Consider the following 24331-nt stretch of genomic DNA (forward strand, 5'->3'; position numbering starts at 1 on the left):
GAAATCGGTTTTTTTTGTTTTAATTTGTTTTAAAGTAAAAGCATAAAAACTTTTAGAGGCTATATGAATAGCTAATTTTATAGACTTTTGAAAATAGTTTAATATTTAAAATAATGAAAAGAATAATTGTATTGGTTTTATTGCTGATTGTAAAAACTAGTTTTGCTCAATTAAAGGAAAAAACTTTTAAATATGGTTTTGTCGATCAGACAGGAAAAGAAATCGTTCCTTGCAAGTATGATGGTATCAGCGCATTTGAAAATGGTTTTGCCGTTGTACAATTAAAAGGAAAAAGCGGTGTGGTAGATAAAACCGGAAAAGAAGTTATTCGCTGTATTTATGATGAAATAATTAACAAACCGAATTGGATAATAGTGAGCAATAAAAATGCTAAAGCTCAGTATTTGGTTAAATCTTCTGATGTTTTGCTAAATAAAAAATACGATGATGCAAAAACTTTATCACCTGAAATAACGGCTGTAAAACTGAATAATAAATGGGGTTTTATTGATGTGGTTGGAGAAGAAATAAATCCGAAATATGACGAAATAATTGATTTTACAGATCGGTTTGCAATTGTGAAATTAAATGGCAAATTTGGTATTGTAGATCAGATTGGAAAAGAGGTTTTTCCGCCAACTTATGATCACGTACAGAATTTTAAAGATGGTGTTGCAATAGTAGAATCTAATTCTAAATATGGAGTAATTAGTGAAGACGGAAAAATTGTAATTCCTGTGAAGTACGATATGAATTTTTATTTTAAAGACAATGTATCAATTGTAAAACAGGAGAATAAATATGGCATCTTAGATAATGAAGGAAAAGAAATTGTGCCAACACAATACGATTTCATGGTTTTGAATGATGATTTAATTCAAGTGAAATTAGGCGATAAATACGGATTGATTGATAAAAGTGGAAAAGAAATCACTTCTGTAAAATATGATTTGATTGAATCTTTTAAAGATGGAATAGCTGTAATAAAGTTGAACAATCAATTTGGTTTTATTGATAAAGAAGGAAAGGAAATCGTTACTCCGAAATACGAAAAAGCAGATGATTTTAAAGATGGTTTGGGAGCGGTTAGAATTCAGGTTGGAAAATAATGAATTGTAGATAAATAGCTGATTTTTTACTGTTTGAAATTAAAACTTTTGCAGGTTTTTACGGTTATGTCTGCGTTTGTAATGTGTTTGTTTTAATTTACTTTGATCTTCAGAAATAATACTGATCGTTCCGTCAATTTCTAACATGGCCAGTTTTACATTTTTAAAAAATTCGATTCCGTGTTCTCTCATGGCTTCTTTAAGTTCTTCGTCTGAAATATCTAATCTGCTTAAAGCTTTAAAATCTAATTTTCCGTCGTGAATTAATACTTCAGGTTTGTCCAATAGTATATTGCTAAGAGTTTTGTACTTACGAGTCAGTTTTTTAATGACAAAATTTATTACAAATAAAACCAAAGCAGCGACCAGTCCGCCGATTAAACTTGTATCAGGGCCAACCATCGCATTCTGAACAGAGTTGCTGATTAATAAAATAAGGATAATATCAGCGGTGTTTAATTGCGAAAGTTCTTTTTTGCCGAATATTCGTAAAGCAATTGTCATGAAAAAATAAACGGCAACACTTCGAATGATTATATCTAAATAAGGAAAAGCCATGTTTTTTATTTTAAAGTTAAATAAAAAAGCTTTGCCAAAGTTCTAAACTTTGACAAAGCTTTTAAAATGATAAAAAAATCAGTAGGTGCCGTAATAATTTTTACTTAATTTAACTTTCCAAACACTATCTGTTTTTGCTAAATATATAGATGTCCCATACTGATATCTTTTTGGGTAATAATCAATTTTCATATAAGCTTTTTTGTTGTCTTCAGAAAATACGGGAATTGATAATATAATGAAGTTTTCGTCTTTTTCTGCTTGAAAAACTGAAATTGTTTTTACTTTTCTACTGACTTTTTCGGGTAAAGTATATTCTAAAAAACAATTGTTTTGTTCGACAAAGCTTATTGAGTCATTAAAGTTAAAAAACTTTTCCCTATTTAAATTCACTTCAAGAATGTTTTCAATATTGATTTCGGCATTTTCAAGAATTTTTGGGCCAATTCTGGGAAGCTTTACAGTTTTTATTTTTTTTGTTGAATCGGTATATAAACTTTCGGTGTTAATTTTGAGTTTTCTAAGACTGATGCAAAACGTATATGAATCTTTATAATTCTCTATATATTTTTGCTGGAGAAGAGTTTCTAGTATTTTATCAGTTTCAATCTTTCTAATCTTTTCATTAGAAGAGCAATCGTTTTTATTGCATCCTGTTATAATTAAAATTAGAAAGATTGTGATTTTTTTCATTAATGGAGTACTGAAAAAGACTAATCAATTATAATTTAAAATTCTTTTCAATAGCTCTAATCATTTCTCCAGCTACATCTTTGTTAGTTGCGCCTTCAATTCCTTCAAGACCTGGAGAAGAGTTTACTTCAAGCAATAATGGGCCTTTAGAAGAACGAATAATATCAACACCGGCAACTTTTAGATCCATTGCTTTTGCCGCTTTAATCGCGATCTTTTTCTCTTCAGGAGTAATTTTGATAACAGATGCCGTTCCGCCAAGGTGAATGTTTGCTCTAAATTCACCTGGCATTGCCTCACGCTGGATCGCAGCAACTACTTTTCCGTCAATCACAAAACAGCGAATGTCTTTTCCGTTGGCTTCTTTAATGAATTCCTGAACCAAAATATTGGCATTTAAACTTTTAAAAGCATTGATAACACTTTCTGCAGCTTTTTTGGTTTCGGCCAAAACAACACCTTTTCCTTGTGTTCCTTCCAATAATTTTACAATTAAAGGAGAACCTCCAACCATTTTAATCAAATTGTCTGTATCAAGCGGAGAATTGGCAAATCCTGTAGTTGGAATGTCGATTCCACTATTCAATAATAATTGTAAAGAATATAATTTATCTCGAGACTGAGTTATAGCTGTAGCTGAATTTAAAACAAATACCTTCAATGCTTCAAACTGGCGTGTTAGAGCGCAACCATAAAAAGTGATGCTCGGACGAATTCTTGGAATAATAGCATCAAATTCGTTAAGGATTTTTCCTCCTCTATAATGAATCTCTGGCTTTTTGGCATCCAGTTTCATGTAGCATTCCTTGATGTTAAGGAAATGCATTTCATGACCGCGCATTTCGCCAGCTTCCATGATTCTTTTATTGCTATACAATTCAGGATTACTTGCCAAAAGACCAATTCTTAAACCCGTTTTTGCTTTTTCAGAGTTTTGGTATAATTCTTTTAAAGATTCTGCTGTAGGCTGTCCTAAAAGATATTTTTGTTCTGGATCAACCAAAACCCTTCCGCTCATCGCTTCGCGTCCTAAAAGCATTCTGAAGCCCATAGAATCACGATTAGTCAAAGTCATTTCGATTGGCCATTTGGCGTCGCCAATTTTTAAGCTGGTTTGAATCACATAACGGTGTTCTCTAAAACCGCTCGAGCTTTTTACAATTCGCTTGTCGACCAAAGGAGCTTCACAATGAATAATGGTTTTGATATTATTCTGAATCGGATTAATGTCGAATTTAACCCAATTAGCATCATTTTTTATAAAAGGCGCTATGTTTAAAGCGTGCATTGCCGAAGTTTTGGCACCAGAATCTACACGAGCTTTAATTGTCGGGATTCCTAGTTCTGGAAATGAGCACCATTCTTCGCTGCCTAAAATGACTTTGTTTTGAAGCATAAGTTTTATTTAGTTTTATGATCTGTTGGTTGTAATTATTTCAAACACATAGAAACATAGTATTTGAAACTGCATAAAAGGCGTTTCACTTGCATAAATTAACATAGTCTGCTATGTGTTAGAAACTAGTTTCTTTTGATTTTTCTTTCTTTAGTAAAATAAAAATCTATGTTTCTATGTGTTTAAATGTTTTTTTGATTTGACTACCCAACAGGTTTTGTTATAGAATTTAAATTCAAAAATAGCTATTTGCTTTTACTAAAGATAGTGATTTTTAATAAAAAAAATACCCGTTATGTTATGAAAACGTAACGGGTAAGTTATTTCTGTTATAAATTTTAATTAATTTACTGATTCGTTGGCTCTTCGGCTTTATGAATTTCTACAGATAATTCTTGTGAATCATCTTTTAAGTCCATCATGATTTCATCACCAGAATGAATTTTTGAAGTGATAATTTCTTCTGCTAACAAATCTTCAACATATTTCTGAATTGCTCTTTTCAGCGGTCTCGCTCCAAATTGTTTGTCAAAACCTTTTTCGGCAATAAACGCTTTTGCTTTATCAGTTAAGCTTAATTTGTAGCCTAACTCTGCAATGCGAGAATATAGTTTTTTCAATTCGATTTCAATAATCAAATCGATATCAGCTTTTTCTAGTGCGTTGAATACAATTACGTCATCAATTCTGTTTAAGAACTCAGGCGCAAAAGTTTTTTTCAATGCATTTTCGATAATGCTTTTTGAGTTTTCATCAGCTTGAGCTGTTCTTGCAGCAGTTCCGAATCCAACACCTTGTCCGAAATCTTTCAACTGACGAGCACCAACGTTTGAAGTCATGATAATGATTGTGTTTTTAAAGTCGATTTTGCGACCTAAACTATCAGTCAAATATCCATCATCTAAAACTTGAAGCATCATATTGAATACATCTGGATGCGCTTTTTCGATCTCATCTAAAAGAACTACACAGTATGGTTTTCTACGAACTTTTTCAGTCAATTGACCACCTTCTTCGTATCCAACGTATCCTGGAGGCGCTCCAACTAAACGAGAAATCGCAAATTTCTCCATGTATTCACTCATGTCGATACGAACTAAAGCATCTTCAGAATCGAATAATTCTTTTGCTAATACTTTTGCCAACTGTGTTTTACCAACTCCAGTCTGACCTAAGAAAATGAATGAACCAATTGGCTTGTTCGGATCTTTAAGTCCAGCTCTGTTACGTTGGATAGAACGAGCGATTTTAAGAACTGCATCATTTTGACCAATTACTTTATTCTGAATCAATTCAGGTAATTGAGCTAGTTTGTTGCTTTCTGTTTGTGCAATTCTGTTTACAGGAATTCCAGTCATCATAGAAACAACATCGGCTACATTGTCTTCTGTAACTTCAATTCTATTGTTTTTAGAATCTTCTTCCCATTGTTCTTGTGCTAAAGCAAGATCTTTTTCGATACGTTTTTCATCATCGCGAAGTTTGGCTGCTTCTTCATATTTTTGTTTTTTAACAACCATATTTTTCATTTCGCGAACTTCTTCCAGCTGACGCTCTAAATCCAAAATTTGTTTCGGAACATCAATGTTAGTAATGTGCACACGTGAACCAGCTTCGTCCATTGCATCGATAGCTTTGTCTGGTAAGAAACGCTCAGACATATATCTGTTTGTTAACTTAACGCAGGCTTCAATAGCTTCTGGAGTATAAGTCACATTGTGGTGATCTTCATATTTATCTTTTACGTTATTCAAAATGGCAATTGTTTCTTCAACAGAAGTTGGTTCAACGATTACTTTTTGGAAACGTCTTTCTAAAGCACCATCTTTCTCAATATATTGTCTGTACTCGTCAAGAGTAGTAGCACCAATACATTGGATTTCACCTCTAGCTAATGCAGGTTTGAACATGTTTGAAGCATCAAGCGAACCTGTTGCTCCACCAGCTCCTACAATAGTATGGATCTCGTCTATAAAAAGAATAATATCATCGTTTTTCTCAAGCTCGTTCATCACGGCTTTCATTCTTTCTTCAAATTGTCCTCTGTATTTAGTTCCAGCAACTAAGCTTGCAAGATCTAAAGTGACAACACGTTTATGGAAAAGAATACGCGATACTTTCTTTTGGATAATACGTAGAGCAAGTCCTTCTGCAATAGCAGATTTACCAACTCCAGGTTCTCCAATAAGAAGCGGATTGTTCTTTTTTCTACGGCTTAAAATTTGCGATACACGCTCAATTTCTTTTTCTCGTCCTACAACAGGGTCTAATTTTCCTTCTTCGGCCATTTCTGTTAAATCTCTCCCAAAATTATCTAAAACTGGAGTCTTAGATTTTTTGTTTGACTTATTGGCGGGATTATTAAAACTGCTTTCTTTTAGACTGTCATCTTGTCCTGAATCGTCATTGTACGATTCGTTTCTTGGCAAGTTTTCTAAGAATTCTTCTTCGTTTGGAGTCATATTTAAGTACTGTTCTTTAGCTACGTCATAATCTATTTTTAGTTTATTCAGCAACTTGGTTGTTGGATCGTTTTCGTTTCTCAAGATACATAAAAGCAAATGTGCAGTGCTAATCGATGAACTTTGAAATACTTTTGCTTCAAGAAAAGTGGTCTTCAGGGCTCTTTCGGCCTGTCGGGTAAGATGAAGGTTTTTCTTTTCTGCATTTACTTCAACGCTCAGGTTGGCAGGGCTCAGTATTTCTACTTTTCTGCGTAAATGATCTAAATCGACAGCTAGGTTATTAAGTATATGAATAGCTTTTCCGTTACCATCTCTCAAAATACCTAGCATAAGATGTTCTGTACCAATAAAGTCGTGCCCTAGACGTAGAGCCTCTTCCTTACTGTACGTAATTACATCTTTTACTCTTGGTGAAAAATTATCATCCATAATATATAATTGGTATTGTAAATTTAGTGAATTACAGTTTTAAAAACAAAAACCGTACCCTTCGAAATCTCCTGTCAGCTAATAGACGAAAAAATAGGCAATAAAAGCGTTAAAAAACGTTTAATTTATTAACTAAAAGCCAAAATAAAGTTGTTAATAAATCATTGAAATAAGTGTAAGGAAATAGCTGAAAAAATTTCAAAAAAACGTATCTTGGCACGCTTTGAAAACTAATATAATTATTTAATATAACAACTTATGTCTGAAGGAGAAAAGTTAATTCCTATTAACATAGAGGATGAAATGAAGTCAGCTTACATCGATTATTCGATGTCAGTAATTGTATCGAGAGCACTTCCTGATGTTAGAGATGGCTTGAAACCAGTGCATCGAAGAGTTCTTTACGGAATGTATGATTTAGGTGTAACATCGAGATCTGCCCACAAAAAGTCTGCGAGAATTGTAGGGGAGGTTCTGGGTAAGTACCACCCACACGGTGATACCTCTGTTTATGATGCAATGGTGCGTATGGCGCAGGAATGGAGTATGCGTTATTTATTAGTTGACGGACAGGGTAACTTTGGTTCTGTCGATGGAGACAGTCCTGCAGCAATGCGTTATACTGAGGCCAGAATGCGTAAAATTTCTGAAGAGATTATGGCCGATATCGAAAAAGAAACAGTTGATTTTCAATTGAACTTTGACGATACAATTTACGAACCGAAAGTAATGCCAACTAGAGTTCCTACTTTATTAGTAAACGGAGCAACAGGTATTGCGGTTGGTATGGCGACTAACATGCCGCCACACAATTTAACTGAAGTTATCAACGGTACATTAGCTTATCTTGACAATAATGATATTGAAGTTGATGAGTTAATGACTCATATTAAAGCTCCTGATTTTCCAACTGGAGGTATTATTTATGGATACGAAGGTGTTCGCGAAGCTTTTAAAACGGGGAGAGGGCGTATTGTAATGCGTGCTAAAGTTGGTTTTGAAGAAGTTGACGGAAGAGAGTGCATCATTGTTACTGAGATTCCATATCAAGTTAACAAAGCCGAAATGATCAAACGTACGGCTGATTTAGTTAACGAGAAAAAAATTGAAGGTATTGCAAATATCCGTGACGAGTCGGATAGAAGCGGTATGCGTATCGTTTATATCTTAAAACGTGATGCTACGCCAAACGTAGTTTTAAATACTTTATATAAATACACTCAATTACAATCTTCTTTCAGTGTAAATAATATTGCATTAGTAAAAGGACGTCCTCAATTGTTGAATCTAAAAGATATGATTCACTACTTTATTGAGCACCGTCACGATGTAGTAGTGAGAAGAACTCAATTCGAATTGCGTAAAGCAGAAGAAAGAGCGCATATCTTAGAAGGATTAATCATTGCTTCTGACAATATCGACGAAGTAATTGCGTTAATTAGAGGTTCTAAAAACACAGACGAAGCAAGAGAGAAATTAATTGAAAGATTTAAATTGTCAGATATTCAGGCTCGTGCAATTGTTGAGATGCGTTTGCGTCAGTTGACAGGTCTGGAGCAAGATAAATTAAGAGCTGAATTTGAAGAATTAATGAAGTTAATCGAGCACTTAAAAGCTTTATTAGCAGATGTTAATTTAAGAATTGACTTGATTAAAGAAGAGCTTACAGAAATTCGCGATAAATATGGTGACGATCGTCGTTCTCAAATCGAGTATTCTGGAGGTGATGTAAGTATTGAAGATTTAATTGCTGACGAAAACGTAGTTATTACCATTTCGCATGCAGGTTACATCAAACGTACCAACTTATCTGAGTACAAAACTCAAAATAGAGGTGGAGTTGGACAGAAGAGTGCTGGAACAAGAGATCAGGATTTCTTAGAGCATATGTTTGTGGCGACAAACCATCAATATATGATGTTCTTTACGCAAAAAGGAAAATGTTTCTGGATGCGTGTTTATGAAATTCCAGAAGGAAGCAAAACGGCAAAAGGTAGAGCAATTCAGAACTTGGTAAACATTGAAAGCGATGATAAAGTAAAAGCTTTCATTTGTACACAAGATTTAAAAGACAAAGATTATATCAATACGCATAATCTTGTAATGGTAACGAAACAAGGTCAGGTGAAGAAAACTTCTCTAGAGAAATATTCTAAACCAAGAGCAAATGGAGTTGCTGCAATTACAATTAAAGAAGGAGATGAGTTAATTGGTGCTCAGTTGACAAACGGAGAAAGTCAAATTATCTTAGCAGTTAAATCTGGTAAATTGGTTCGTTTTGAAGAAACTAAAACACGTCCGATGGGAAGAACAGCTTCTGGAGTTCGTGGAATTACTTTAAAAGACGAAACTGATGAAGTAATCGGAATGGTTACAGTGGATAAAAATGATATTTCTACATCTCAAATCTTAGTGGTAACTGAAAACGGATACGGTAAACGTACTAAATTGGTTGACGACGATGGAGAAGATGTGTATAGAATTACAAACCGTGGAGGTAAAGGGGTTAAAACGCTTAACATCACGGAAAAAACTGGTAAACTGATTTCTATCAATGCGGTTACAGATGCAGACGATTTAATGATTATCAATAAGTCTGGGTTAACGATCAGAATGGCAATCGAAGATTTACGTGTTATGGGACGTGCTACTCAAGGTGTTAGATTAATTAACCTTAAAGGAAAAGATTCTATCGCTGCCGTTACAACAGTAATGAAAGATGATGCGGAAGAAGTAGAAGTGGATGAAGACGGAAACGTAATCACTGCAATCGAAAGAGTGAAGCCCGATATGGAAGTTCTTGAAGATGATGGAACTGTAGAAGAGGATGATGACTCTGATGATGAAGAAGTAGAAGATGAAGACGATTCAGAAACAGAAGACGAAGAGTCTGAAGAATAAGTAAAAACAAAAAAATTAAATACAAACAAATATCATTATGAAAAGTAAATATGTAATACTTGCATCAGCATTACTGATCTCTGTAGCTACGTTTGCTCAGAAAGATCAAATTAAAAATGCTGAAAAAGCATTAAAAGGCGGAGACGCACAAGGTGCTCTTGCACAATTGAAAGATGCAGAGAATTTAATTGCAAATGCAAAAGATACAGAACAAGCGCAATATTATTTCGTTCAGGGAAATGCTTATTTAGAGTTGGCTAACAAAAAAGTTGAAGAAAGTAAAAACTTATCTGCTGCTGCTGAGAGCTATAAAAAATTAATTGAAGTTGAAAAAACTTCAGGAAAACAAAAATATTCAACTCAAGCTGCTGCATCAATTACTAGCATTAAAGGTTTATTGATTAACTCTGCAATTGCTGATACTCAATCAAACAAAAATGTTGAAGGAGCTAAGAAATTATACGATGCTTATGCTTTAGATAAGAAAGATACAATCAACTTGTACTATGCTGCTTCTACAGCTGTAAATGCACAAGATTTTGATCTTGCTTTGCCAATGTATGAAGAGTTGAAAAAACTAAACTATTCTGGAAAAGGAACAATGTATACAGCTGTAAACAAAGCTTCTGGAAATGATGATAGTTTTGCAAATGCTAAAGAAAGAGATATGGCTGTTAAATTAGGTACTCACGAAAAACCTAAAACAGAAGCAATTCCTTCTAAAAGAGGTGAAATCTACAAAAACTTAGCATTAATCTTAGTTCAAAAAGGACGTACAGAAGATGCTAAAAAAGCAATCGCTGATGCTAGAAAAGCAAATCCAGATGATACTTCTCTAATCTTAACAGAGGCTAATTTATATCTAGAGACTAAAGACTTTGATATGTACAAAAAATTAGTTGGTGAAGCTTTAGAGAAAGATCCAAACAATGCTGATTTAGTGTTCAATTTAGGAGTAATTAGTTCCGGTGCTAAAAATAATGCTGATGCAGAAAAATATTATTTAAGAGCTATCGAAATCAATCCTAATTACACAAATGCTTACTTAAACCTTGCGGCATTAAAGTTAGAAGCAGAGAAACCAATCATTGACGAAATGAACAAATTAGGTACTTCTGCTAAAGACATGAAACGTTACGATGTTTTAAAAGCACAAAGAGAAGCTGTTTTCAAAGGAGTTATTCCATACCTTAAAAAAGCGAACGAATTAGATCCTAAAAACGAAGATGTTTCTAAAACATTATTAGGAGTTTACAATGCTCTTGAAATGACTGCAGAAGCTAAAGCTTTAAAAGCAAAAATGTAATTATTAGCTTTAAAAAAAACATCCGCTTCGGCGGATGTTTTTTTTTTTATCACTTTAGTTGATTAACTCAGCAGATAATGTGATAGTTGTGTTTAGCAATTTTGAAATCGGACAGATTTCTTTTGCTTTTGCCGCTGTTGAGGCAAATTGTTCAGCAGAAATTGAAGGAACTTTGCCTTTTAAATCCAAATGAATTAAAGTAATTGTTCCGTCTTCAAAAGTTACTGTAGCTTCTGTGGTTAAATCATCTGCAGTAAAACCAGCTTCATTCAGTAAAAAGCTTAATTGCATTGTAAAACAGCCAGAATGTGCCGCAGCAACTAGTTCTTCAGGATTTGTTCCCACGCCATCAGCAAATCTGGTTTTGAAAGACAGTTGAGCATTATCTAAAGTTGTACTTTGTGTACTAATAGTTCCTTTTCCTTCCATGCCAGTTCCTTTCCAGTTGGCGTGTGCTTTTCTTGTAAATTTCATAGTTTTCTTATTTAAAAATTAGTATTAAATGTTGTTTGTTTGATTGCCTAATAATAGATGTAACTCAAATATAATCAATATTTTGCAGAATAGTTTTATGAAATTTAATGGGAATGTTAAGTTTTAGGTTTTTGTTTAAAGTTAGATTGTGTTTTTTAAAGCAAAGAACGCTAAGGTTGCATTTTTTTATTTTTATTTTCTTATAATAAAGTTCGAAAAGTTATCTCTGAACAAAGTTTTACGAACTTATATTTTAAATTAGATCTTTGCGGGCTTTGCATTAAAAAAAGACACAAAAAAAAGTGTAACGATTTCTCATTACACTTTAATATTTTTAGAATTCATCTACAATTATTCTTGTCCCAAGTTTCGAAGTTGTTTCAATTTATCTTTCCATACTTCAAGACTTTCTTTGTGAATGGCGATGTTTTTGCGAACCTCCGTTACAATAGAATTTTCCTTTTTCGCATTTTTAGTATTGGTAAAGAATTGAATATTATTTTCTAATTGGAAAATTTCATTTTGAACTTCTTCAATTTTACGCATAATAAAGATTTTTTCATTGTCTAATTTACGCGTATCATTGCTGTCAGTCAGAGAATCAAGACGGTTTGCAAAACGCATCATTTCAGATTCTTTTTTGCTTAAACTTAGTTTCTCAAAAAGAGCATCTAAGATTTTATTGAATTTTCCTTCGATATGTCTTCTAGAAAAAGGAACTTTTCCAAATCCTTTCCAAGTCTCAATATGCGCTTTTATAGCGTCAAGATCTGTTTTGTGTTCTCCAGTCAATTGGAAAGCTCTCAATACATCCAAATAAGCTTTTTTATTGTCAAAAGCAGCAACTTCTTCGCTATTTTCTTCAGATTTGTGTTCTTTTAACTTATCGAAATAATGGTTGCAGGCGTCCTTGAATTCTTTCCAGATTTTGTCTGAATATTTTTTAGGAACATGCCCAATTTGTTTCCATTCTTCCTGGATTTGTTTCATTACAGGAGTTGTAGCTTGAAAATCGGTGCTTTCCTGTAATTCTTTTGCTTTAGCAACAAGAGCCAGTTTTTTATTTAGATTATCGTTTTGATCTTTTTTAATGTCCTTGTAGAACGAATTCTTGAAAGCATTGAAATTTCTAACGGCAGTTTTAAATGCTGCCCAAGTTTCTTCATTTACTTCAGAAGGCACTTTTCCAGCTGCAAAAAAATCATTTCTAAGTTCTTCTACTTTTTGAATTTGAACAAGCCATTGTGAATGAGAATTTACTTTTTCATTTCCAAGCGCTTCAATTTTAGCAATGATTTCTTTTTTAGCTTCAAGATTTTTTTGCTCGTTTGCTCGTTGGCTTTCAAATAAAAGTTCTCTCTTGTCGTGTATTTTTTTTGTTAGTTCGCTAAACTGATTCCAGATAGCATCACGATGTTCTTTAGAAACCGGTCCGATTTCTTCTTTCCAGATTCGGTGTAAATCCTGTAATTCACGGAAAGATTTATTTACGTCAGCATCGTTTACCAATTCTTCAACGCGAGCTATAATTTTTTGTTTTAATTCTAAGTTGTGTTTAAAATCTAAATCTCTAGCCTCACGATCTAAATGAAGATAATCGTAGAAGTTTTCTACGTGAAAATGGTAATTATTCCAAACGTGATTGTATTTGTCTTTCGGAATAGGACCTGCATTTTTCCATCTTTCTCTTAATTCATTAAAATGTTTAAGAGTGTCTTTGATATTTTCTTGCGGATTGATTAATTCCTTTAATTCTTCAACAATAGCAAGACGATTATCTAAATTGGTTTTTAAATTGGTCTGTAACTGTTTAAAATGAGCATTTCTTTTCTCTCTAAAAACATTATAGTATTCGTCAAATTTTGATTTTAAAGGCAGATGATATTCAAATTCTTCATTAGGATCTGGATTAGAAGCTAAAAATTCTTCTTTTTTCTCCTCTATAAGATGATGATATTGTAACAAGAAAGCTTTTTTGATTTCTTCTATATGATCTTTTACAGACATTACTTTATCTGTATTAACCAATTTTTTAAGTTCATCAACAAGAGCATCTAGAGAAAACGTATTGTAATCTTGCATAGGAATGTCATGACGTTCCTTCAAAGTTTCGTCTTCGCTTTCAGCAGCATTTGAATTTGTAATGACATCCAATGCTTCTTGGTGAGCATTTTCTTGTTTTTCTAATTCATTATCAGTTTCTTCTTCCGAGGCTTCTGTCAAAGTCTCAGAATCTGATATTTCAATTGCTTCATTTGTTACAGAATCATTTATTTCGATTCCAGTTTTTCCGTCTGCTTCCTGCAGGTTATCATTCTTTTCTTCTAACATCTTAAAAATGTATAAGGTTTTTTATTTTAAACAGTGCGAAAGATAGTAAAGGTGTTTCTAAATACAAAATAAATCCTTTGTTTATACGCTAATTTGCGATGAAATTCTTATTGTTTAATTCAATTTAGCAGTATGATATATTAATTTTTGTGGTTTTAATTGATAAGATAGAAATAATGTTTTTTACGATTTTTCAATGAAAAAACAAATGAATCATAAAAAAGTGAAGCAAATTCAGCATTTGGCTTTAAATTAAAACAAAACCAAAAGGCCAACTTCTACGCCAAAATTATATGATTTTTCTCCGCCAAAAGCTACGCTGGGGTGTACATAAACTAAATTTGTTGGGGTTATTTTTCGACCAAACTCCATAAAAGCATTATTCTGGAAACCGTCTAGAACGTAATTGTATCTAAAAGCTACATCTGTAGCAATCCAATTTTTACCAAAAAACCATAATAAGTTGTTTTCTAACAGGGTTACGCTGACATCGCTTCGGTTGCTTGATCCTGCAAAACTTTGGGAATGTTCAACAGTCGCAAGCCATAAGAATTTCTTTTGATTGAAGTATTTTGCAAAAATACCTGCTGGAATTACTACCCATTTACCTGTGCCAAAACTTGGATCTACGGCAGAATTTGAAATGATACGAGTCCTAAGACCAATCCCGCTAGTTTTTCTAAAATAAGGGATAAAACTCAGTCCAGCACCTACATCACCAAGTCCAGTTTGGTTTATAGAATTGGAGTTGGTTGATATTAAAGGCAAATCAAACCTCAGATTCCAGGCTTTGTTGCCTATTGGCTGTAAAACACGCAAATTGGTAGTGTTATAAGAGCCATTCTTGGTGTCTAAATACTCATTGTATAATAAAATAGTCTGAAGAAAGTAATGATATCGAGGCTCAGCAAACGGACTATTGCTTCTGTCTATATCTTCGTCTTGGGCTGATGCAAGAACTGTAATAAGAAAAAAAATGCTAAAGTAAAGTAATTGTTTCTTCATAACTGTCTGCAAATGAGTAGACTAATTTACAAAAATTACTTTAACATTTTATTTTTTATTTGTTCCAGATTTTCCAAGCTTTTTCAGCCTGAAAAATAAGCATATCGTGTCCATTTTTAATTACAGCGCCTTTTTCTTTTGCTTTTCGTAAGAAAGTGGTTTCTGCAGGATTATAGATTAAATCGTAAGCAATATGTTTTTCTGTAAAAAACTCATAAGGCAAATTCGGACAAGCTTCAACATTCGGACTTGTTCCAACTGGCGTACAATTAATTATAATTTGAAAATTATCAAAAGTAGTAGCGTTTATCAAATCATAATCAATAATGTTTTCTTTTGCTTCTCTAGAAACAAAAGTGTACGGAATATCCAATTCGTCCAAAGCAAAAGCAACACCTTTAGAAGCGCCACCTGTTCCTAAAATTAGAGCTTTTTTATGATGAGGCTCCAATAATGGTTTTAAAGACTTTTTGAATCCGTAATAATCGGTGTTGTAACCTTTTAGTTTACCGCTTTTGGTAAATTTAATAGTATTCACGGCGCCAATTAGAGCGGCTTTTTTTGATAGTTTATCTAAGAAAGGAATAACTTGTTCTTTGTAAGGAATCGTAACATTTAATCCCTTTAAATCAGGATTGTTTTTAATTAATTCTGTGAAGTAATTAATCTCAGAAATGTCAAAATTCTCATAGCTGTTACCAGCAAAAACTTCATTATTAAATTTCTCTGTAAAATAACCTTTTGAAAAAGAGTAGCTTATGTTGCGTCCCAATAATCCAAAACGTCTTCTTAATAAAATATCAACCATTCTTATTTACGATGTTTTTCTATATAATTTTTTACTGTTTTTTTTGTCCAAACTACTGGAAACAAATCTTCTATTAAGATATAATTGTCAAAGTTTAGACGTAAACCATTGCTTAAATGAAATTTGGCTTTTGTGTTGTCTTGAATCATAAAATACAATCCAGCCAAACGGTATTCGATTTCGTTCTCTTCAGGGAAATATTCTGTCGCCTGCAATAAAGTCTGAATAGCCGTTTCAAATTCTCCTAAAAATTGAAGAATATCAACCCAGTATAACCAAGTGTCTAATGCATAATCTCCAAATTCAACTGCTTTTCTGAAACCAAATTCGGCTTCTTCAAAGAAATTCATCTGTTTGTTTATCGTAGCATATCTTTTCCAATACAAACGATTCTGATTGTCGATTGCCAAAGCTTTATTCACAAAAAATAGTGCTTTTTGATAGTTTTTCTGGCGAAGATGAAAATCTGTTATTGCAATCCAGCCTTTGTCTAAAAGCGGATCTTCGTGAACAGTTTGGTTATAATATTGGATCGCTTTCGCTAAATTTCCAAGTTTTTCATAACATTTTCCAATTCGAAGCAATGCATACGAAGTCGCATCGTCCAATTCGATGGTTCTGTTATAGCTTTCAATTGCTTCATTGTATTTTTTCAGGCGCTCATAAGCTTTTGCTTTTTCCATAAAAGCACCTAAAAATTCATCATCAATCAGCGTTGCATAATCAAATGCACGAATTGCTGCTTCGTATTCTTTTACGCCATGATGCAAACGCCCAAGCTGATGCCATGCAATTTCGCTGTACGGATTTCTATTGATGTATTCGTTAAGATATACAATAGCTTCTTGGTTTTGATCTAAAAATTCAAAACAATACACTACGTTGTAGAGAGCAGATTGATCTTCTAAGTCTTCTTCAAGACATTTGATAAAACTGTCCTTGGCAAGCTCGAGATTATCCATAAAAAGATATTCCATTCCAATCAAATTATACACATCAGCATAATCGTCAGTATATTGAAGAGCAATTTTTAACAGTTCAACTGCTTTTTCGTGCTGATCTCTTTTGGAACAGATATTGGCTTTCTGGATATAGATTTCCTCGTTGTTAGGTTCAATTGCGTATAACTCATTCAAAAGCTTTTCAGCAATGTCGAGTTTGTCATCATAAACTAGCATTTCTACTTGTACTAATTTTAAGCCTGTAGATTTTGGATGCTGGTCTAATGCAAGTTTCAAGGCCTTTTTTGCTAAATTAGCCTTACCTATGTCTAAATAATGAAGAATTATTTCTTCGAATTCTTCAGAATCAAAAAAGAGTACTTTGTTGGTTTTTAACATCGACTCAAATTTGGATAGGGATAGGTTATAATCTTCTTCTTCGTTGCTTAATTGCATACTTCGTATATTTGAAATTAGCCTGTTATAAATTTAGGCAACCATATAATCGCTGTAAGGATAAGAAATTAATTGTTTTGAACAATTTAATTAACAATATATGGCGTTTTTTATTCTATTTTGGGAAGAAATCTCTTTTATTCTTAAGGGATTAGCTTCAGTTTTGTCATTTTTTTATTTCTATCGGAAGACTTTTTAGAAATAGAAATTGAGCTTTAATTTCTGTCTATTTTATTAAAAACAGCGCTCAAAATATTTTTTTATATTTAGTTGTTGTTCTTGTTCATTATTTCATCCATCACTTCTAAAATAATGGCGCAACCTTCTCTAATTTCGTCTTCAGAAATGGTCAAAGGAGGTGTAATTCTTATGGCGCATCCTTCAAATAAAAGCCAGAATAAAATAAGTCCTCTGTCTTGACAGGTTAAAATGACTTCGTTTGTAATGTCTGCCGATTCTGTCATAGCGGCAAGCATTAATCCTTTTCCTCTAACTTCTGTAATCAAAGGATGTACCAAAAGCGATCTAAAGAGTTTTTCCTTCTCTAGCGTTTCTGCCATTAAATTTGTTTCAGTTAATTCTTGCAAAGTAGCAAGACAAGCTGACGCAATGACAGGGTGGCCTCCAAAAGTGGTTATATGTCCTAGTTTTGGGTTTTCGGTTAAAAGATCCATTTTTTCGGCAGAAGCAGTAAAAGCGCCAACAGGCATCCCGCCACCCATTCCTTTACCCATAACCACAATGTCTGGAACAACATCATAATTTTGAAAACCAAAAAGTTTTCCAGTTCTTCCAAAACCTGGCTGAATTTCATCAACAATCATTAATGCTCCAACCTCATCACAGCGCTTACGAACCTTTTGAAGGAAATTGTTTTCTGGCTGAATAAAACCAGCGCCTCCTTGAATAGTTTCTAAAAGAATCGCGGCTGTTCGATTAGTTATCTTTTGTAAATCTTCTTCGTTATTGAAAGTGATAAAATCAACATCTGGAAGCAAAGGTCTAAAAGCCTGTTTGCGTTCTTCAAATCCCATAACGCTCATAGAACCCATAGTGTTTCCGTGATAAGCGTTATGACAGGAAATAAGCTGGCTGCGTCCTGTAACGCGTTTGGCTAATTTTAACGAACCTTCAATCGCTTCTGTACCAGAATTAACCAAATAGGTTTTATTTAAAGATTCTGGAAGCAGAGAGGCCATCATTTTGCAATATTGGACGGCTGGACTTTGAGAATATTCTCCGTAAACCATCACATGCGAATATTTGTCCAACTGATCTTTTATGGCTTGATTAACTCTTGGATGTTGATGTCCTAAAGTACAAGCTGAAACTCCGGCAACAAAATCTAAGTATTTTTTATCGTTTGTGTCGTAAATATATGAGCCAATGGCATGCGAAACTTCCATTCCCAGTGGGTAAGGGGAGGTTTGCGCTTGGTATTTTATAAAATCTGGATTCATTTTTTAAGCTTCTAAGTTGCTGAGATGCTAAGATTCTGAGCTTCTATGTTTTTAACTGTAAACTGTGACTGCGACTGAAAACTTTTTTAGGTTCAAAGTAGCAAAGGTACTGAGGTTCTAAGGTTTTTGACTTTACGCTTAAGTTAACTTTGTAGTTTAAACAATTGCAAAGCACTGAAAACTGTAACTGAGACTAAAAACTACTTATTTTTAGCTTTCGTGTCTGTTTTAGGAGCAGAATTCTTCTTATCGTAATTCAAGGTTTCTTTTCTGACTTTTAGCGGAACATTTTTACCTTTTTCTTCTTCGTCTTTTCCTTGTTTAATCAGTTTGTCATTTTCTTCGTTTTCTTCTGCGGTAAAAATATCGTCTTTCGATTTTATCCTCTCATCGCCACGCCATTTCATTCCTCTCAGTTTACGGGCATTTTCAGGAAGTTCATCTTCAGGAAAAATATCTCCGTCGACTTTATTGAAAAACGTAATCGTTTCAATGGCATTATTTTCCAAAATCATATTGATTTTACTGCTCACGTTTTTATTAATTCCAATCAGTTCATTGGTGTCATTCCGCATATAATAAATTACTTCAGTGTTTTTGATTACATCGACATCGTGAAGTTTTCCATCCCGAAATTTTCCAAACAAATTGAGTCCCTTGACCTGATTAAATCCTGTTCCTAGCGTATCCTTGGACAAGACGAAAGTATTGTTAAGAACTTTCAAAGAGTCGATTTTTCTTGTTTTATTATCGCCAATTAAGTGCATTACATCTCCCGTAATCTGGTTTTCACCGTTCCAAAGAATCGGATTTCCAATCAATTTTGTTAATGCTATTTTTGAGTTAGAATGTATAGAATCGCACTTGCCGCTCATGTCTGTTTTGTAAAAACGAACATTTTTAAAAGCTCTTAAAATTCTTTCTCCTTCTTTACCTGTAACCATTAATTTTTGTCCGTGAATGTAAACTGAGTCATTTTCAACTAGATTTACAGCAACAGCCCTTTTGGTTACAAACATTGAATCTTTTAGTTTGTAAAGCTCTGCATAATGGCCTTTTACGATTCCTTTATTTATAGAATCGGTTATTTTTACATTTCGTGTTGCCGAAGCAAATTCGGTATTTCGATTATAAAATAAACTATCGCCTTGTATACGCCTGTCGTCATACTTGATGTATGATTTTCGTAGAAAATGCGCTAAGTTTTTCTTCGTATCATAAAAACCTTTTTCGGTATAAATGTAATTGGCTTTACTTGTAATAGTTGAAGGCCCAAGAAGATACGTATGTCCAGAATTACTGTAATAATCCAAATGGTTTGATTTAATCACATACTTCGGATTCGTAATTGTAACTTCAGTTAAAAACTGGAATTTCTTTTCTTTTACAAAATACCTTCCAGATTTGCTTACCAAAGTATTGTCTTTATTGATAATGGTTCCTTTCGTATTGTAAAATGCTTCCTGAACATTTCTGTCAAAATTAATGGTATCGGTTTGTAAAGTAGCATCTGGCGAAGTTAGAACTGCATTTCCTGTTGCAAAAGCTTTTCTTGCATTACCACTATATTCTGCATATTTGCTATTTAAAAATAAGGTATCCCCTTGTACTAATTGTACATTTCCGAATGCTTTTAGATAATTCTCTTTTTGAAAAAAATAGGCTTTGTTACAAGTTAATACCACACCATCATGATTTACTTTGACATTTCCAGTAAGTAAAAGCGCATCTGGCACATTAACCTGATCCACATCAGAAAAGTCAGCATTCTCGATGACGATTGTTTTCGGGGTTTGTGCAGTTTTTTTGGCCTGCGCAGAAATAAATTGTACGCTAAGAAACAGACAATAGAATATGAAAAAGAGTGATTTCTTCAACTGATTAAATTTTTGTCAAATTTATAAAAAAGGTTAGAACCTGTGGTCGATATTAGGATTAATTTATAATAAGTCATTAACAGTCTAAAGTAGGATTTAAGTGCTATTTAATTTTTCAACAAAAACTCAAACTCTCACGTTGTAGTAGTTGTATTTTAAGCTGAAAACATTGTAAATTAGATAAATCGTTTTCGGAGTTTTAAAAAATGAGCTATTTTTAGAAAATTGTTTTGATGTTTTTTGAATCAGAACCAAAGATATAAGTTAAGAATAGCCAAAATATGATAAGTAAAAAAATAATTGCAGCCGGAATAATATTGACGGTTCTATTTTCAGCCTGTAAAACAAAAGATTTAAAAATGAGCACAGCAAAGGAACAAACTGCAACAGAAAACAAAGTTGTGGTTTATCAAGTTTTTACTCGCCTTTTTGGAAATAAAAATACAAACAATAAACCATGGGGAACTATTGAGGAGAATGGTGTTGGAAAGTTTAATGATTTTACAGATAAAGCGCTCCAAGAAATAAAAGATTTGGGAGTAACCTATGTTTGGTATACAGGAGTTCCGCATCATGCTTTGGTGCGTGATTATACGGCGTACGGAATTTCAAATGATGATCCAGAAGTGGTAAAAGGTCGTGCAGGTTCTCCTTATGCTGTAAAAGATTATTATAATGTAAATCCAGATTTGGCTGTAAATCCTGCAAAACGATTAGAAGAGTTTGAAGCTTTAATCAAACGCACTCATAATGCAGGTTTGAAAGTGATCATTGATATTGTTCCAAACCATATTGCAAGAAAATATGAAGGAAAATCAAATCCAGAAGGTGTAAAAGATTTTGGTGCAGATGATGATGTTACAGTTGAATATAAACGAGACAATAATTTCTATTACATTCCACAGCAGCATTTTGAAATACCAGATGGTGATATTCCATTAAATGGAGAAAAGAATCCGCTTATTGATGGGAAATTTGACGAAAATCCAGCAAAATGGACAGGAAATGGATCTCGTAAAATTAAGCCAGATCAAAATGACTGGTACGAAACCGTAAAAGTAAATTATGGAGTGCGTCCAGACGGAAGCAAAGATTTTCCTGAACTTCCTGCTGGTTTTGACCAGAAATCGTATCAAGAGCATTTTGCTTTTTGGCAAGATAAAGACGTTCCTGATTCTTGGACGAAATTTAGAGATATTGCGTTATACTGGACAGCAAAAGGAGTGGACGGATTCCGTTATGATATGGCCGAAATGGTTCCTTACGAATTTTGGAGTTATATGAACTCTTCCATTAAAATGAAAAATCCCAACGCGTTTTTATTGGCTGAAGTGTATAATCCGAATGAATATCGCAATTATATTCGTTTAGGAAAAATGGATTATTTGTACGATAAAGTAGAAACGTATGATAAACTGAAAGATGTTATTCGAGGAAAATCTTCGCCAGACGAATTAATAAAAATCCAAAACAATATGTCGGATATTGAACATCATATGCTTCATTTTCTAGATAATCATGACGAACAGCGTTTGGCAAGCCCAGAATTTGCAGGAACGCCAGAAAGAGGAAAGCCTTTAATGGTGGTTTCGGCAACAATAAGCACTTCGCCAACTATGATTTATTTTGGACAAGAAGTAGGAGAGGCAGGGAACGAAGATGCTGGTTTTGGAAAACGTTCCAGAACATCGATTTTTGATTATATCGGAGTTCCAAATCATCAGCGCTGGATGAATGGCGGTAAATTTGATGGAGGGCAGCTTTCAGAATCTGAAAAACAGCTTCGTGATTTTTACAAACGATTATTGAATTTTACAATCAACAGCAGTGCTTTAATGGGAAGTTTTGAAGAAATTCAAACTGTAAACCGTCAAAATAATGAAAATTATGATGCTTTGCTCTATTCATATGCACGTTGGTCTGAAAGTCAAAAATTGATTGTAGTGGCTAATTTTTCTTCCGAAAAAGGAAGCGAATTTGATTTGAAAGTTCCTTCTTCGCTTATTTCAAAATGGAATTTAAAAGATGGTGAATATGAGATGAAGGATCAATTGTATCAAAACAAAACGTTTGTACTGAAAGTGCAAAATGGGCAAGGAGAAGCTAAAATCTCGATTCAGCCTTCAGAATCTTTGATTTTAGAAATGAAATGAAAGTAATTGAAATATTATAAAAAGAAAACGTGTTTAGTATATTCTAAACACGTTTTTTTTATTTTAAATCTTTTTAAGCAAAGAAAAAATCTCTTTTATAGAAAATGTTGCTCCGCAGACAAACTCGTCCGAAGCGCCATAATAAACCGTTAGTGTATCGCCATCAGGATCAAGAATATGACCGTTTGTAAAAACGACATTTCCAAAGAAACCGCTTAATTCATAGTTTGTTTTCGGAAACATAATTGGAGTTTCTGTTCTAGAAATCACTTTTGTGGGATCTTCCAAATCCAATAAAAAAGCACCTAGACAATATTGATGAAATTCGTTGGCTCCATGATAAATTTCGAGCCAACCCAATTCTGTTTTTATTGGAGCAGCACCAGCGCCAACTCTTTTGCTGTCCCAATTTTCTTTTCTGGTTTTAATAATGCATTTATGATTTCCCCAATGAATGCCATCTGGAGAAGAAGCAATCCAAATGTAATTTCCGCCAATATCTACACTACTTGGGCGGTGTAAAGCATAAAATAACCCGTTTATTTTTTCTTCAAAAATCGCACAATCCTTGTTGTGGGGCGGAAATATTAATCCGTGTTTTTGAAAATTCTTCCAATCCGTTGTGGTTCGCAAACCGACGCCGACGCCACTGGGAGAAACAGAAGTAAACGTCAGGTAATATTTGTCTTCAATTAAAGATACACGACAATCCTCAATTCCGAAAGTTTCCAGTATTCCTTCGCCAACCAAATGCGGATAATTTTCAGGCTCGTAAAACTGTTTTCCATCTTCACTGCACAATAAACGAATATGCGATAAAGTGGTTAAATAATCGATTCCTTGATAGTTAATTACACGAGCGTCTGTTGCAATAAGTTCTGGATGATCTTTTAGAATTTCAATAATTTGAATTGTTCCAACTTCCGTCAAAATTGGAAACGAAATACTATTTTCAATTTGTTTGGGTCTTTCAGCAACACGTACGGCAAGCCAGATTTTATTTTGGAATTGAAAAACGCCAGGATTTAAGAGACAGGTAATTTCTAGACCTTCTCTGCTTGGCGGTATATCTGAAGGAGACAGCAAGGGGTTTTCTGTAAAACGATTGGCAATATCTTTCATGATCTTCATTTAAGTACCTAAAAGGTATAAAAAAAAGCTGATACTTAATTGTATCAGCTTTTTTTCTATACTTTTTTAACCTTCTTGAGAGCTTCAATGTAATATTCGTTCACTTTTTCCCAGTTAATATGATTGTAAAAAGCATCAATATAACTGCCTTTTCGGTTTTGATAATCTAAATAATAAGCATGTTCCCAAAGATCAATTCCCATAATTGGAGTTCCCGGAATCAAAGCGTTTTTCATTAATGGATTGTCTTGATTGTCTGTCGTAGTAATTTGCAATTTACCATATCGGTCCACAACCAGCCAAATCCATCCAGAGCCAAACTGCTTTTCTGACTGTGCTTTAAATTGATTTGTCAAATTATTAAAAGAACCGAACTCTTTATTAATAGAACCTGCAAGTGTATCTTTTGGTGTTTGTTCTTTCGGAGTTAGGATATTAAAATATAAAGTATGATTGTAATATCCGCCCGCATTTTGACGAAGTTTTAAATTAGTAAGAGGCATTTTTTTTAAAATGTCTTCAATAGGCATATTTTCAAACTCAGTCGAAACGATTTCTTTGTTAAAAGCGTTTGTATATGACAAATAGTGCTTAGAATAATGAGTTTCTAAAGTCAAAGTTCTAATGTCTGGCGCAAGAGCATCATAGTTAAATGGCAATTTTGTCATTTCAAAAGAACCGGGGTCGGCTTTAACATCATTTGGTGAACCAATAGTTATTTTTTCTTCTTTTGTTGGAAGAGGAACTTCAACTACTTCAACCAGCTTATCTTCTTTACAGGAAAATAATAGTAAAAATGAAGCTAAAGTGCTGAAAAGAACAACGTTTTTCTTCATAA

At 33.5% G+C, this 24331-nt stretch carries 17 protein-coding genes; 4 read left to right on the forward strand and 13 right to left on the reverse strand.

Going from position 1 to position 24331, the window contains the following annotated elements:
* Positions 1-113: 113 nt before the first annotated feature.
* A complete protein-coding gene (locus NU08_RS18445) occupies positions 114-1109 on the forward strand; it encodes a WG repeat-containing protein (RefSeq protein WP_129748566.1) in 996 nt (331 codons plus the stop codon).
* Positions 1110-1148: 39 nt separating this feature from the next.
* Here NU08_RS18445 and NU08_RS18450 read toward each other — a convergent pair whose 3' ends face one another.
* The 4 genes from NU08_RS18450 to NU08_RS18465 form a co-directional block, all read right to left on the reverse strand.
* Positions 1149-1667 (reverse strand): DUF421 domain-containing protein, encoded by a 519-nt coding sequence (locus tag NU08_RS18450; RefSeq protein WP_129748567.1) that lies wholly within the window; start codon positions 1665-1667, stop codon positions 1149-1151.
* A 78-nt stretch (positions 1668-1745) separates the two neighbouring features.
* Entirely contained in the window at positions 1746-2360 is a 615-nt protein-coding gene (locus NU08_RS18455) for a hypothetical protein (RefSeq protein ID WP_129748568.1), read from the reverse strand.
* Between the two features lie 28 nt (positions 2361-2388).
* The gene (rimK, locus tag NU08_RS18460; RefSeq protein ID WP_008462738.1) at positions 2389-3756 is read right to left on the reverse strand and encodes a 30S ribosomal protein S6--L-glutamate ligase; all 1368 of its coding nucleotides are present in this window, start codon (positions 3754-3756) and stop codon (positions 2389-2391) included.
* Between the two features lie 347 nt (positions 3757-4103).
* Positions 4104-6650, reverse strand: coding sequence for an ATP-dependent Clp protease ATP-binding subunit (locus tag NU08_RS18465; protein WP_129748569.1), 2547 nt, complete (start codon positions 6648-6650; stop codon positions 4104-4106).
* A 258-nt stretch (positions 6651-6908) separates the two neighbouring features.
* Between NU08_RS18465 and gyrA the strand changes: the two genes are divergently transcribed.
* Both gyrA and NU08_RS18475 read left to right on the forward strand, forming a co-directional pair.
* Complete coding sequence (gyrA, locus tag NU08_RS18470) at positions 6909-9551, forward strand: DNA gyrase subunit A (RefSeq protein ID WP_129748570.1); 2643 nt, start codon at positions 6909-6911, stop codon at positions 9549-9551.
* Between the two features lie 37 nt (positions 9552-9588).
* On the forward strand, positions 9589-10857 hold the full coding sequence (locus tag NU08_RS18475; protein ID WP_129748571.1) for a tetratricopeptide repeat protein: 1269 nt from the start codon (positions 9589-9591) through the stop codon (positions 10855-10857).
* 54 nt (positions 10858-10911) lie between these two features.
* Here the strand turns inward: NU08_RS18475 and NU08_RS18480 are convergent, their stop codons facing one another.
* From NU08_RS18480 to NU08_RS18510, 7 genes are all read right to left on the reverse strand, one after another.
* On the reverse strand, positions 10912-11331 hold the full coding sequence (locus NU08_RS18480; protein WP_119789950.1) for an OsmC family protein: 420 nt from the start codon (positions 11329-11331) through the stop codon (positions 10912-10914).
* Positions 11332-11682: 351 nt separating this feature from the next.
* Positions 11683-13662 (reverse strand): DUF349 domain-containing protein, encoded by a 1980-nt coding sequence (locus NU08_RS18485; RefSeq protein WP_129748572.1) that lies wholly within the window; start codon positions 13660-13662, stop codon positions 11683-11685.
* Between the two features lie 252 nt (positions 13663-13914).
* Entirely contained in the window at positions 13915-14667 is a 753-nt protein-coding gene (locus tag NU08_RS18490; RefSeq protein ID WP_129748573.1) for a lipid A phosphoethanolamine transferase, read from the reverse strand.
* A gap of 55 nt (positions 14668-14722) precedes the next feature.
* Positions 14723-15475, reverse strand: coding sequence for a shikimate dehydrogenase family protein (locus NU08_RS18495; RefSeq protein WP_129748574.1), 753 nt, complete (start codon positions 15473-15475; stop codon positions 14723-14725).
* A gap of 2 nt (positions 15476-15477) precedes the next feature.
* Positions 15478-16872 carry a tetratricopeptide repeat protein gene (locus tag NU08_RS18500; RefSeq protein ID WP_129748575.1) on the reverse strand — a complete coding sequence of 465 codons (1395 nt, stop codon included), beginning with the start codon at positions 16870-16872 and terminating at the stop codon, positions 15478-15480.
* A gap of 266 nt (positions 16873-17138) precedes the next feature.
* On the reverse strand, positions 17139-18332 hold the full coding sequence (locus tag NU08_RS18505) for an aspartate aminotransferase family protein (protein WP_129748576.1): 1194 nt from the start codon (positions 18330-18332) through the stop codon (positions 17139-17141).
* A 200-nt stretch (positions 18333-18532) separates the two neighbouring features.
* Positions 18533-20209, reverse strand: coding sequence for an OstA-like protein (locus NU08_RS18510; protein ID WP_129748577.1), 1677 nt, complete (start codon positions 20207-20209; stop codon positions 18533-18535).
* 281 nt (positions 20210-20490) lie between these two features.
* On the opposite strand from NU08_RS18510, the gene NU08_RS18515 reads away from it, so the two are divergent.
* Positions 20491-22362, forward strand: a complete 1872-nt coding sequence (locus NU08_RS18515) for an alpha-amylase family protein (protein ID WP_129748578.1) — start codon at positions 20491-20493, stop codon at positions 22360-22362.
* Between the two features lie 63 nt (positions 22363-22425).
* Here the strand turns inward: NU08_RS18515 and NU08_RS18520 are convergent, their stop codons facing one another.
* Positions 22426-23484: a glycoside hydrolase family 130 protein gene (locus NU08_RS18520; RefSeq protein ID WP_129748579.1), complete on the reverse strand. Its 1059-nt coding sequence runs from the start codon at positions 23482-23484 to the stop codon at positions 22426-22428.
* A gap of 65 nt (positions 23485-23549) precedes the next feature.
* On the reverse strand, positions 23550-24329 hold the full coding sequence (locus NU08_RS18525; protein ID WP_129748580.1) for a superoxide dismutase: 780 nt from the start codon (positions 24327-24329) through the stop codon (positions 23550-23552).
* Between the last annotated feature and the right edge of the window lie 2 nt (positions 24330-24331).

The sequence above is a fragment of the Flavobacterium anhuiense genome (assembly GCF_004151235.1).
Taxonomy (GTDB): Bacteria; Bacteroidota; Bacteroidia; order Flavobacteriales; family Flavobacteriaceae; genus Flavobacterium; species Flavobacterium anhuiense_A.